Genomic DNA, 12,402 nt, shown 5'->3' on the forward strand with positions numbered 1-12,402 from the left:
TGCGATGGCCAAGTCGTGCGAATACTTCTTTGCCCCGCAGTCGCCGTGGGCGTATCTCGGACACGAGCGATTCGTCGCGCTGGCAAAACAATATGGCGTGCAGATCGACATCAAGCCATGCGACCTGGGCAAGGTATTCAATGTGTCCGGCGGCCTGCCGCTGGCAAAACGCCCCGCGCAAAGGCAGGCTTACCGCCTCGTGGAATTGAAGCGCTGGAGCGAGTTCCTGCAAATCCCGCTCAATCTGCATCCGAAATTCTTCCCGGTTCCGGCTGACGCTGCGGCCAAACTGATCATCGCAACCAGGCTCGCGCATGGGACCGACGCCGCGCTCAATGTCGCCGGCGCCGTGATGCGCGCGGTATGGGCGGAAGAAAGAAACATTGCCGACCCCGATACGCTGGCCGCGATCGCGCAGGAATGCGGCCACGACGGCAAGTCCTTGCTGAAATCGTCCGAGACCACCAGTGTGCAGAGCGAGTATGACCGTTTCACGGATGAAGCGATCGCGGCCAACGTCTTTGGTTCGCCATGGTATGTCGTCGATGGCGAAGGGTTCTGGGGACAGGACAGGCTGGACTTTGTCGAGCGGGCGTTTGCGAAGCTGGCTTGACGCGCGCCGACTGATTTTTTACCGAAGGCATTTGTCCACGGAATGCACGGAAAACACGGAAATTTTCAATCTGATTCGGCGCGCTGGTTGCCGACATGAGTTTGTTTTCCGTGCCTTCCGTGTATTCCGTGGACAATGCTTTTGAATTTGCATCTCACTACGGATAAAGAGTTCCCCATGTCATATTCATTTTTCTGTCCCTGCCCACGCGGGCTGGAGGCTGCACTCGCCGAGGAGATCGGCGAAATCGCGCAGCAAAGCCGTACACTGAAAGTCCATAACCAGGTGCCGGGCGGCGTGCATTGTTCCGGTTCGCTGACGGACGGCTACCGCATCAACCTGCATTCGCGCATCGCTTCGCGCGTGCTGCTGCGCATTGCCAACGGCAGCTATGCCAACGAGAACGACATTTACGATCTGACGCTGGCGCAGGCATGGGAAGAATGGTTCGACGTCGATCATACGATTCGCGTCGACCTCACTGCGATCAAATCGCCGCTCAAGAGCCTGGAATTCACGACGCTGAAGATCAAGGATGCAGTATGCGATCGCTTCCGGGATTTGTATGCCAAGCGTCCGTCGGTCAACACGAAAACGCCCGACATGCGCATCGTTGGTTTTCTCGACGCGCACACCTACACGGTGTATCTCGATACTTCCGGCGAAGCCTTGTTCAAGCGCGGCTGGCGGCAGGAAACCGGCGACGCGCCTTTACGTGAAAATCTCGCAGCCGGCTTGCTGCGCGTGACTGGCTGGAAGCCGGGCACCGTATTGTTCGATCCGATGTGCGGTTCCGGCACCATTGTGGTTGAAGCGGCGCAAATCCTCGCCGGCATTCCGCCGGGTGCGCGCCGCAGCTTTGCGTTTGAAAAATTTCTCGGCTTTGACAGTGCCGAATGGCTGGCCATCAAGGGCGACTTCAAGCCCAATCCGCTGCCGACCGCGCCGACCATTTTCGGCAGTGACATATCCGGCGACATGATCGTGATGGCGCGCAACAACCTGCGCAATGCCGGCATCCAGTTCGAAGTGCCGCTCAAGCAGATCGAAGCGCAGGAAGTGAAGCCGCCGAGCGAAACGCCCGGCATCATCCTGACCAATCCGCCGTATGGCGAGCGGATCGGCGTGCGCGGCGACCGCACGCAGGAGCCGGATGAAATGGCGGCCGCTTTCTACCGGGAGTTCAGCGGCACCTTGAAGCAGCGCTTTGCCGGCTGGCAGGTATTCCTGTTCACGGCCGATCTCAGCCTGCCGAAAATGCTGCGCCTGAAAGAATCGCGCAAGACACCGTTCTTCAACGGCGCGCTGGAATGCCGCTTGTTCCGCTTCGACATGGTGGCCGGTTTCAACCGGCGCGAAGAAGCGAAGCCGAAGCAAGACTGAACAGGTCCCTGATTTCCTGACTGGGCCTCCTGACACAATGCTGTCAGGAGCCCTCCTACATGATGCGTTCATGCCATGTGGCATATCACGCAATGGAGAGCGACATCATGCAAACAAAAATCAATTGGTTCGAAATTCCTTCCACCGACTTTTCCCGCGCCGTCGCATTCTACGAAACGATCTTCGACAGCAAGTTGAAGGTCGAACAGTTCGGCGAATTCCCGATGGGCATCTTCGGCGGACGGGATGGCGACAGCGTCGGATGCATCATCCACGGCGAGCATTTCGCGCCGAATCCGAACGGCCCGGTGCTCTACATGGATGCTTCTTCCGGCCTCGACGCCGTGCTGTCGCGCATCGAAGCGGCGGGCGGCCAGATCGTTATGGAGAAGATGGAATTGTCGCAGGATCTGGGCTACATCGCGCACTTCATCGACACCGAGGGCAACCGGCTCGCCTTGCACGCGATGCACTGATCAACTGGACGCCGCGGCATCTCTTTGACAGAATGCCATCATGAATGCCCTACGCGTGTTCCATCGACGCACGCCGGGAGTAGCCGCCTGGTGCGAACTGCGCCAGGATTTTCGTTCATTCCGTCTCGACTGCGTGCGCATGCTGGAGATGCGCGACAACTATCCCAGCCAGGAAGGACGACGCCTGGCGGATTTCGTGCGCATCATGCAGGGCCGAAAGCGCTCCCGCTGAGCACGCAAGCAAGGCGGCAACGATTGGGTTATGCTTGATTTTTTGCCCACTTCGTACGGAGACGAGTCATGCAACAACAGGCCAAAGGAATACCTCAACTCAATGACGCCGCTCTGCTTCGCAATCAAGCGTACCTGAACGGCATGTGGATCGGCGCGGAGTCGACATTCCCGGTCACCAATCCGGCGGACGGGAAAATCATTGCATCGGTTCCCAACATGGGCGCGCAACAGGCCCGCGATGCGATCGATGCGGCCAATGCCGCCTTCCCCTCTTGGTCGTCACGGACCGCCAAGGAGCGCGCGGCGGTCATGCGCAAATGGTTCGACCTGCTGCTTCTGCATGCCAACGATCTGGCAGCCTTGATGACTGCCGAGCAAGGCAAGCCGCTGGCGGAAGCAAAAGGCGAAGTGATGTACGGCGCCAGCTTCGTCGAATGGTTCGCGGAGGAAGCCAAGCGCGTATGCGGCGATGTGCTCGCATCGACCTGGAGCGACAAGCGCATGGTGGTGCTGAAGCAAGCGGTCGGCGTGTGCGCGGCGATCACGCCATGGAACTTCCCGATTGCGATGATCACCCGCAAGGTTGCGCCTGCGATTGCGGCCGGCTGCACCATCGTCATCAAGCCGGCGGAACAGACACCGCTGTCCGCGCTGGCGATGGCGGAACTGGCGCATCGCGCCGGCCTGCCGCCCGGCGTCATGAACATCGTCACCGCCGATGCAGAACGTTCGATTGAAGTCGGCAAGGTCTTGTGCGACAGCCCGATCGTGCGGCATCTCTCCTTCACCGGATCGACGCCCGTCGGCCGCATCCTGATGCAGCAATGCGCGCCGACCGTGAAGAAGCTGGCACTGGAACTCGGCGGCCATGCGCCGTTCATCGTGTTCGACGATGCCGATCTGGACGCCGCGGTGGAAGGTGCACTGGTATCGAAATACCGCAATGCAGGCCAGACCTGCGTCTGCACCAATCGCATCTACGCGCATGAATCGATTTACGATGCCTTCGTCGAGAAACTCGCAGCCGGCGCAGCCAAAATCAAGGTCGGCAGCGGCTTTGATGCAGGCGTCGCGCAGGGGCCGCTGATCGACGACCAGGCCGTTGCAAAGGTCGAAGAGCATGTCGCCGACGCGGTGGCCAAGGGTGCGAAGGTGCTCACCGGCGGCAAGCTGCACGCGCTCGGCGGGCATTTCTATGAACCGACGGTGCTGTCGAACATCAGCAGCGACATGAAGATCATGCGCGAAGAAACCTTCGGCCCGGTAGCCGCGGTAGCCAAGTTCAAGACCGAGGAAGAAGCGATCGCCGCAGCCAACAATACGGAGTTCGGCCTGGCGAGCTACTTCTATTCGCGCGACATCGGACGCGTCTGGCGCGTGGCGGAAAAACTGGAATACGGCATGGTCGGCATCAACACCGGCATCATTTCCAACGAGGTGGGCCCGTTCGGCGGCGTCAAGCAGTCCGGCCTCGGCCGTGAAGGTTCTAAATACGGCATCGAGGAATACCTGGAAATGAAGTACCTGTGCATGGGCGGGATCTGATCGCCCGGACATGATCGATGGCTGACGGCACCCGCCGTCGGTCGTCGGTCGTCATGCTGGCAACGGTTATTAATGCTTTGTCATGACGCCATAAAATCTTTCCAAGTGACAAGGCTGTGGGATATGGTTATATTTCGACAAGGAGGGATGAACCTTGTCGGAACTCGATCCTCGCTCACTGGTCTTCGTGGCAAGCTTGCTGGGCCTCATGTGCTCGGTGATCCTGTTCATGCTGCGCCGCAGTTTTCCTCCGACCATCGGCGGCCTCGTGCACTGGAGCCGTGGCCTGTTCGGCATGGTAATCGCCAGCACGCTGTTCGGCCTGACCGGCCTCGTTCCCGTCTTCTTTTCCGTCATTCTCGGCAATGTCATGCTGGTCGCGGGCATCATGTCGTTTTATGCAGGATTCCGCCATTTCGCCGGCATGCCGCCGCAAACCCGCTTGCTGTTCGTGGTGCTGGCGCTGCTGACCAGTTATGTCGCGTGGTTCACCTATGTCGACAATCGATACCAGGCGCGCGCATTGCTGGTGACCTTCACCGACACGGTCCTGTTTTTCGAATGCATGCGACTGGTGTACGCGACGAGCGGCAAGACTTTCGCCGGTCGTTTTACCTGCATCGTCTTCGCCACCATCGGCGCACTTTCCGCGGTTCGCGCCATCATGTTGCTGTTCCATGTGGATTCCGCTACCGATTTGCTGGAACCCACGATGGCGCAGAAAGCGTACCTGGCAGCAATGGCGTTTTCCGTCCTGGCGATCAGCCTGGGCGCCATGATGATGGCCAACGAACGACTGCGCAGCACGCTCGAATTCATCGCATCACACGATCAGCTGACCGGCGCTTTCGCGCGCAGTGCCTTCCTCGAATTGCTGACCAAGGAGCTGGCCCGCGCGCGCCGCACCGGGCGACTGCCGGCCTTGCTGATGTTTGATCTGGACAACTTCAAGTCGATCAATGATCGCTTCGGCCATGTCGTTGGCGATCATGTGATCATCGATTTTGCCCATCGCGCCCGCGAACTGCTGCGCGGCCCGGATTCGCTCGGCCGCTACGGCGGCGAGGAGTTTATTGCGCTGCTGCCCGAGACCACGCTGGAGGAAGCCAAAGCTGTCGCCGAGCGGATCTGCGGCAGGATTGCAGCGGCCAGTTCGCCCGACTTGCCGTCCTACACCGTGAGCGTCGGCGTCGGTGCCGTCAGCGCCGGCAGCACGGATGTGGACAGCTTGCTGTCGAAGGCCGACCAGGCGCTGTACCGCGCGAAGGCCAACGGCCGCAACCGCGTTGAAGTGACGGAATTGGAGCTGCCGACAGACATGCGCTTGTTCTCGTGAGCCACAGCCGGGCAAAGCGCATTTGCATACCGGCTTCAATCCCGCGTAAAATGCGGGTTCCGCGGGTGTAGCTCAATGGTAGAGCAGAAGCTTCCCAAGCTTACGACGAGGGTTCGATTCCCTTCACCCGCTCCAGGTCAATCGGGCACCGAGCGGTGCCTTTTTTATTGACAAATTCACCCTTCATCGAGCATGTCCGACAACCACTCCGACGACGCCAACCGGCAGATGCTGTACGACCCGACGGAACGCCGCATTCGCAGCTTCGTGACGCGCGCCGGACGCCTTTCCACCGCGCAGGCGAAAGCGCTGGAGACGCTGGGTCCGCAATTTTGCATTCCCTATGTCAAGGCGCCATTCGACTTCGAGCAGGCGTTCGGGCGCTCCGCGCCGACCATCCTGGAAATCGGCTTCGGCATGGGCGACACCACGGCAAAGATTGCTGCCGGCATGCCGGACAAGAATTTCATCGGCGTGGAAGTCCATACGCCGGGCGTAGGCAGCCTGCTCAAGCTGATCGGCGAACATCAACTCGCCAACCTCCGCATCATCCAGCACGATGCCTTCGAGGTGATCACGCACATGATTGCAACAGAGTCGCTCGACGGCGTGCACATCTTCTTTCCCGATCCCTGGCACAAGGCGCGGCACAACAAGCGACGCCTGATCCAGGCGCCTTTCGTACAGCTGCTGGTGTCGCGCCTCAAGCCCGGTGCCTATATCCATTGCGCGACCGACTGGCAGGAGTACGCGGAACAGATGCTGCAGGTACTGGGCGAAGAACCGGCCTTGCAGAACACAGCCGAGGGTTACGCGCCGCGTCCTGCATATAGACCCGTGACGAAGTTCGAGAATCGCGGGCTTCGACTTGGACATGGCGTGTGGGACCTGGTGTTCGTGAAGCGCTGAACTGCTCGCGTGACCGGGCAGCAAGTACATCGCCATATCATTTTTCTGCGTGGCAAGCGCCAGGCTACGCGGCAGCACGGATGTGCGCATGGTTCTCGGTTGGGATTTGCGGGGAATCCACCGAGCGGTATTCGTTTCGGACGAGGACGCTTCAAAACTGGCGCGGGATACGCCGCACTCACCCGGCGGAAGATAAGGATGCGTCGATCGCGGCCGCGTACCGCGATCAGTCCATCTCCGCGATCAGCGAAATGATTTCTTCGCCATAGGTTTCGAGCTTCTTCTCGCCCACGCCGGAAATGTTGCGCAGGTCGCCGATCGATGCCGGCTTCGCCTTGGCGATTTCGCGCATCGTCGCATCGTGGAAGATCACATAGGCCGGCACATTGTGCTTGCGTGCGGTTTCGACGCGCCACCAGCGCAGCTTCTCGAAAATCGCCTGTTCCGCCGAGGACAGATCGCTTTCCACGTAGTTTTTCGTCCGGGAAGTTTCGCGCTTCTTCTTCGCCGGTTTTTGATATTGCCGCAGTTGCACGGTGCGTTCGCCGCGAAGGACCGGCCGCGCCTCGTCGGTCAGCTTCAGCGAGCCGTAGGCATCGTGGTCGACCACAACGAACCCCAGCGCAATCGCCTGGCGCAGAATCGCGCGCCATTCCGCTTCGCTGGTTTCGCTGCCGATGCCGAAGGTAGACAGTTTTTCGTGCCGCCACTGCTTGATCTTTTCCGAATCGGCGCCGCGCAGTACATCGATCACATGCCCGGCGCCGAAGCGCTGATCAACGCGATAAATCGTGGACAGGAGCTTTTGCATCTGCACCGTGCCGTCGAACGATACCGGCGGCGAAAGGCAGATGTCGCAGTTGCCGCACGGCCCGGAAGCTTGCCCGAAATAATCGAGCAAGCGCACGCGCCGGCAGTTCAGCGTCTCGCACAAGCCGAGCATGGCGTCGAGCTTGGCCGTCTGTACGCGCTTGAAGTTCTCGTCGGCTTCCGACTCGTCGATCATGCGGCGCTGCTGCACAACGTCCTGCAGTCCGTACGCCATCCACGCGTCCGCCGGACCGCCGTCGCGGCCTGCGCGTCCTGTTTCCTGGTAATAGCCCTCGATGCTCTTCGGCAGGTCGAGATGCGCGACGAAGCGCACGTCCGGCTTGTCGATGCCCATGCCGAAGGCAATCGTCGCCACCATCACGATCGCATCCTCGCGCAGGAAGCGCGCCTGATTCGCGGTGCGCGTCTTCATGTCCATGCCCGCGTGATAAGGCAAGGCGGTCACGCCATGCGCATTCAGGAACTCCGCGGTTTCCTCGACTTTCTTGCGCGAGAGGCAATAGACAATGCCGGCTTCACCGGAATGCTCTTCCTTGATGAAATCCAGCACTTGCTTGCGGCCATTGGATTTCTCGACGATCTGATAACGGATATTGGGACGATCGAACGAAGACACGAATTGCATCGCGTCGTCGAGTTGCAATCGATGCGCAATCTCGGCGCGCGTCTGCGGGTCGGCGGTCGCGGTGAGCGCAATGCGCGGCACCTGCGGGAAGCGTTCGTGCAGTATCGACAGCTTGATGTATTCCGGTCGGAAGTCGTGGCCCCATTGCGAGACGCAGTGCGCCTCGTCGATGGCAAACAAGGCAATCTTCGAGGCTTCCAGCAATTCGAGGCAGCGTGGCGTCATCAGCCGCTCGGGAGCGACATACACCAGATCGAGCTCGCCGTTGCGCACCTTGCGTTCGGTGCGCATTGCCTCGTCGAAGCTTTGCGTCGAGTTGAGAAACGCCGCACGCACGCCCACTTCGGCCAGCGCATCGACCTGATCCTGCATTAGCGCAATTAGCGGCGAGACGACCACGCCGACGCCATCACGCAGCATCGCAGGAATCTGATAACAGAGGGATTTGCCGCCGCCGGTCGGCATCAGCACCAGCGCGTCGCCGCCGCTGGCGACGTGGTTCACGATCTCGGCTTGCTGGCCGCGAAACGAGGGATAGCCGAAGACGCTTTGCAGTATGTGCAAGGCACGATTGTTCTCAACCTGCATGTGCGTATTCTAATCCACCCATGCCACCATGCCGCTGTATGCCGTCGCGATGATGACAAAGCCAAACACGATCCGATACCAGGCAAAGGCGCTGAAGTCGTGCGAGCTGATGTAGCGCAGCAGCCAGCGCACGCACAGGAAGGCCGAAATAAAGGCGGAAATCGTGCCGATGCCAAACCACGGCAGGTCGGCCGCGGACAGCAGTGCGCGTTCCTTGTACACGGAATAAATCGTCGCCGCGAACAAGGTCGGGATCGCCAGGAAGAAAGAGAATTCGGTGGCTGCCTTGCGCGACAGGCCGAGCAGCATGCCGCCGATAATGGTCGCGCCGGAACGGCTGGTGCCGGGAATCAGTGCAAACGCCTGCGCACATCCGACCTTGAAGGCATCGAGTACCGTCATGTCGTCAACCGACTGCACGCGACTCTCGACGGGCTTGATCCGGTGCCTGCGTTCCACCCACAGGATGATCAGGCCGCCGACGACAAAGGCGAGTGCCACTGGCACCGGCGAAAACAACACCGCCTTGATCTTTTTGTTGAACAGAAGACCCAGCGCGGCGGCGGGCAGAAATGCAACGATCAGGTTGAGGGCAAAACGCTGCGCCTTGGCATCGCTGAACAAGCCGGTCAGAACGTTCGCAATCCGTACTCGATATTCCCAGCAGACCGACAGCATGGCGCCGGCCTGGATGGCGATCTCGAATACCTTGACCTTTTCGCCAGTGAAGTTGAGCAGGCTGCCGGCCAGGATCAGGTGTCCGGTGGACGAAATGGGAAGGAACTCCGTCAAGCCTTCGACGATGCCCATGATGAGCGCTTTGAGCGCGAGTGCGAAATCCATGTTTGCGTGGTGGTCGATTCAATAAAAAACCCGCCGGAACCAAGGCCGGGCGGGTCGCGGCTGAACGCTCGATGCGAGCGCCGAGCGCTTATCTGGCGGGCTCAAAGGTTACCACGAGCGCGTTTGCTTTGGTCGTGATTTTTGTCGGAATCATGCTCGTGCCGGCGTAGTGCAAATCGCCCGGACGCAATGTATAAAGCGGTATATCTTTCAACAACTCCTCGGCAAGCAGGCGACCGACTTTCGCGATCTGGTTCGCGTACAAGGGATCCAGCCCGCTCACATTGAAGGTTTCCACGCGCGGATCCCCGAGCACGAGCGCATTGCGCGAGGGATCGAATTTCAACTGGCCCGACACCGCGAAATTGCCGGTCCACGACCGGTTGGTCAGCGGTGGCGCAATCGCCGCGTCCATGCTGGTCAGGATGCGGTTGGAATCTGGCTGCAAGGCGACGTGCGGATTGGTCAGATGAATGTCCAGCAATTCCAGATAGCGGTTATTGAACGGGAAGCGGCTGGCAACCGCCTCCTGCAGGCGCGCCAGCGGGATTTCCACGTCGCGCGGGCCGAGCAGCGACGCACAGGACGCCAAAAATGCCGTGACAAGCATTGCAAACCAGACAGCGCGCAATTTCATCGCTTTTCCTTCAGGCTATGAGGTCAGTTTGTCGAGCAGCGACAGGTATTGCAACGCATACTCGCGCGTGTCGCCGCACATCTCCAATGATGGCTGTAGACTTTCGCACACCGCGGGGCGTTCCGGTTTGCCGAAAATCATGCACTGGTTCAGCGCATTGAGCTGGGCGCATCGAACCCCGGCCGGTTTGCCGTTCGGCATTCCTGGTATGGGCGAAGATATCGAGGGAGCTATACAGCAGGCGCCGCATCCGCTGCGGCATGAGAATTTGTTCATAAGGTTGAGCATGGATTGGCAACGGCAAGCTGCCGATTCTACCGGCTGTGCGGACGTGTTTCTTGCCGTTTTGTAACAGAGCTTCGCGGCATATTTTTGCTGAATGGGATGGTCGCGCCGCTTGACGGTGCAGGCATAGGCGCTTATATTACTGACTCGTTAGTAAGTTATTTGGTTCCAGCCATCCGCCATGAACTGTCCTTTCAAGAAACGCTGGGAACGGCGTAAAGAAGCACGTCCGCAAGAATTGCTCGCTGCGGCGCTCGACCTATTTGTAGAGCGCGGTTATTCCGCGACCCGCCTGGATGATGTGGCGGCGCGCGCCGGTGTTTCCAAGGGAACTCTGTACCTGTACTTTGCCAACAAGGAAGAGCTTTTCAAGGCTGTTGTGCGCGAAAACATGGTGCCGGTGCTGGGAGAAGCGGAAGACACGGTCGAGAATTTTGAAGGATCGACCGCCGATCTGTTCCGCGAAATCATTCTCGGATGGTGGGAGCGCATCGGCAGCACCAAGCTGTCCGGCATCGCCAAGTTGATGATGGCCGAGTCCAGCAATTTCCCGGAAGTTGCGCAGTTCTACTTCGAAGAAGTCATCTCGCGCGGCAACGCGATGATTGTGAGCATGCTGGAGCGCGGCATCAAGCGCGGCGAATTTCGCTCCATCGACGTGAACCAGGCGATGAACGTGGTCTGCGCGCCGATGCTGATGCTGATGATGTGGAAACACTCGTTCAATGCCTGCCGTGTCGATCCGCTGCAGCCCGAAGCCTATTTGAACAGTTTTATCGACTTGCTCCTGAACGGATTGCTGAGCGACCGTTCGGCAATTCCGCAATGAATGGATCTGCCATGCTAAAACGCCGTTCCTTCTGGATCATTCTCGTTGCCTGCCTGTTGGTGGCGGGCGTCGCCGCAGCCATGCTGAAGAAGCAGAACAAGGCGCCGATAGTTCCGGTCTCGGAGCCCGCGGTGACGTTCATGGAATTCCTGCCCTCCGACGTCACCCAGGTCGACGAGCGCGAGCTGCGGCAACTGTTGCCGCTGTCCGGCTCGCTGCGCGCGGTCAATCAGGCCAGCGTCAAGGCCAAGGTGCCGGGCGAAGTGCGCGAGGTGCTGGTGCGCGAAGGCGAAGCCGTCAAGACCGGGCAAGTGCTGATCAAGATGGACGTGAGCGACTACCAGGCACGCGTGGACCAGGCCAGGGGCGCACTGCAAGCCGCGCGAGGCCAACTCGAAATCGCCACCAAGACACGCGACAACAACAAGGCCTTGCTCGACAAGGGCTTTATTTCCAAGACGGCATTTGACAATGCGGAAAGCCAGTACGACATCGCACGCGCGAATGTGAAATCGGCCAAAGGCGCGCTCGATGTGGCGCAAAAAGCGCTGGCCGATACCGTCATCCGCGCGCCCATTTCGGGACTGGTCAGCAGCCGCACGGTACAACCGGGAGAGAAAGTCTCCGCCGACAACCGCCTGCTCGACGTGGTCGATCTGAATCAGATGGAAATGGAAGCGGCCGTGCCCGCTGGCGACATCATGCATGTGGCTCTCGGACAAGACGTCCAGATGCGGGTGGAAGGCATGCCCAAGCCGATTGCCGGCAAGGTCGTGCGCATCAATCCCGCAACCCAGGCAGGCTCGCGTTCCATCATGGTCTACGTTCAGATCGACAATCAGCAAGGCGCCTTGCGCGTTGGCATGTTCGGCGAAGCGCAATTGACGATCGCAAAGAAATCCGGCGTGCTGAGCGTGCCGCAATCGGCGATCCAGACCGAAGCCGGCAATACCTTCGTGTATGCCATCGAGAACAGCAAGCTGGTGCGCAAACCGGTGACGCTGGGCATGCGCGGCGATGACGGCGACGGCGCGGCCGTCGAAATCGTCAACGGCCTGGCGCGCGGCGCACAGATCGTGAAAACGAATCTCGGCAGTTTGCGCGTCGGCACCACCGTCAAGTTCGCGCAGGCCGGCAATCCCGCCGCAACGAACAGCAGCAAGGCTGCGGCCCAGTAGACATGCGGCCGCAAGCAATCCCGAATGCGCTCCCTGCCCGCATGACGAATCCGTCAATCAAGGCACGCGTCGCAACGCAAAGGAAACCCT

Annotated in this window: 13 protein-coding genes and 1 tRNA gene; 10 read left to right on the forward strand and 4 right to left on the reverse strand. The window is 59.9% G+C overall.

Annotated features, from left to right (window positions below; all coding sequences use genetic code 11):
* The first annotated feature begins 4 nt into the window (after positions 1-4).
* The 8 genes from VJ651_RS10475 to trmB all read left to right on the forward strand — a co-directional run bounded on the left by VJ651_RS10475 (position 5) and on the right by trmB (position 6,496).
* Positions 5-613, forward strand: a complete 609-nt coding sequence (locus VJ651_RS10475; protein WP_324107402.1) for a 2-hydroxychromene-2-carboxylate isomerase — start codon at positions 5-7, stop codon at positions 611-613.
* Between the two features lie 177 nt (positions 614-790).
* Positions 791-1,996 carry a THUMP domain-containing class I SAM-dependent RNA methyltransferase gene (locus VJ651_RS10480; RefSeq protein WP_324107403.1) on the forward strand — a complete coding sequence of 402 codons (1,206 nt, stop codon included), beginning with the start codon at positions 791-793 and terminating at the stop codon, positions 1,994-1,996.
* A gap of 107 nt (positions 1,997-2,103) precedes the next feature.
* Entirely contained in the window at positions 2,104-2,472 is a 369-nt protein-coding gene (locus VJ651_RS10485; RefSeq protein ID WP_324107404.1) for a VOC family protein, read from the forward strand.
* A 40-nt stretch (positions 2,473-2,512) separates the two neighbouring features.
* Complete coding sequence (locus VJ651_RS10490) at positions 2,513-2,704, forward strand: WYL domain-containing protein (RefSeq protein ID WP_324107405.1); 192 nt, start codon at positions 2,513-2,515, stop codon at positions 2,702-2,704.
* A gap of 68 nt (positions 2,705-2,772) precedes the next feature.
* A complete protein-coding gene (locus VJ651_RS10495) occupies positions 2,773-4,251 on the forward strand; it encodes an NAD-dependent succinate-semialdehyde dehydrogenase (RefSeq protein WP_324107406.1) in 1,479 nt (492 codons plus the stop codon).
* A 154-nt stretch (positions 4,252-4,405) separates the two neighbouring features.
* Entirely contained in the window at positions 4,406-5,587 is a 1,182-nt protein-coding gene (locus VJ651_RS10500) for a GGDEF domain-containing protein (protein WP_324107407.1), read from the forward strand.
* Between the two features lie 61 nt (positions 5,588-5,648).
* Positions 5,649-5,722: transfer RNA gene (locus VJ651_RS10505), tRNA-Gly, on the forward strand.
* Positions 5,723-5,779: 57 nt separating this feature from the next.
* Positions 5,780-6,496, forward strand: coding sequence for a tRNA (guanosine(46)-N7)-methyltransferase TrmB (gene trmB, locus VJ651_RS10510; protein ID WP_324107408.1), 717 nt, complete (start codon positions 5,780-5,782; stop codon positions 6,494-6,496).
* 226 nt (positions 6,497-6,722) lie between these two features.
* Here the strand turns inward: trmB and recQ are convergent, their stop codons facing one another.
* The 4 genes from recQ to VJ651_RS10530 all read right to left on the reverse strand — a co-directional run bounded on the left by recQ (position 6,723) and on the right by VJ651_RS10530 (position 10,296).
* A complete protein-coding gene (gene recQ, locus VJ651_RS10515) occupies positions 6,723-8,540 on the reverse strand; it encodes a DNA helicase RecQ (protein ID WP_324107409.1) in 1,818 nt (605 codons plus the stop codon).
* A gap of 9 nt (positions 8,541-8,549) precedes the next feature.
* Positions 8,550-9,383 (reverse strand): undecaprenyl-diphosphate phosphatase, encoded by an 834-nt coding sequence (locus VJ651_RS10520; protein ID WP_324107410.1) that lies wholly within the window; start codon positions 9,381-9,383, stop codon positions 8,550-8,552.
* An 88-nt stretch (positions 9,384-9,471) separates the two neighbouring features.
* Positions 9,472-10,020, reverse strand: a complete 549-nt coding sequence (locus VJ651_RS10525; RefSeq protein WP_324107411.1) for a DUF1439 domain-containing protein — start codon at positions 10,018-10,020, stop codon at positions 9,472-9,474.
* A gap of 15 nt (positions 10,021-10,035) precedes the next feature.
* Complete coding sequence (locus VJ651_RS10530; RefSeq protein ID WP_324107412.1) at positions 10,036-10,296, reverse strand: YkgJ family cysteine cluster protein; 261 nt, start codon at positions 10,294-10,296, stop codon at positions 10,036-10,038.
* Positions 10,297-10,486: 190 nt separating this feature from the next.
* On the opposite strand from VJ651_RS10530, the gene VJ651_RS10535 reads away from it, so the two are divergent.
* Together VJ651_RS10535 and VJ651_RS10540 are read left to right on the forward strand one after the other, a co-directional pair.
* On the forward strand, positions 10,487-11,134 hold the full coding sequence (locus VJ651_RS10535) for a TetR/AcrR family transcriptional regulator (RefSeq protein ID WP_324107413.1): 648 nt from the start codon (positions 10,487-10,489) through the stop codon (positions 11,132-11,134).
* A gap of 11 nt (positions 11,135-11,145) precedes the next feature.
* Positions 11,146-12,312, forward strand: a complete 1,167-nt coding sequence (locus tag VJ651_RS10540; RefSeq protein WP_324107414.1) for an efflux RND transporter periplasmic adaptor subunit — start codon at positions 11,146-11,148, stop codon at positions 12,310-12,312.
* The last annotated feature ends 90 nt before the right edge of the window (positions 12,313-12,402 follow it).

This window comes from Noviherbaspirillum sp., from assembly GCF_035254865.1.
GTDB lineage: Bacteria > Pseudomonadota > Gammaproteobacteria > Burkholderiales > Burkholderiaceae_D > Noviherbaspirillum.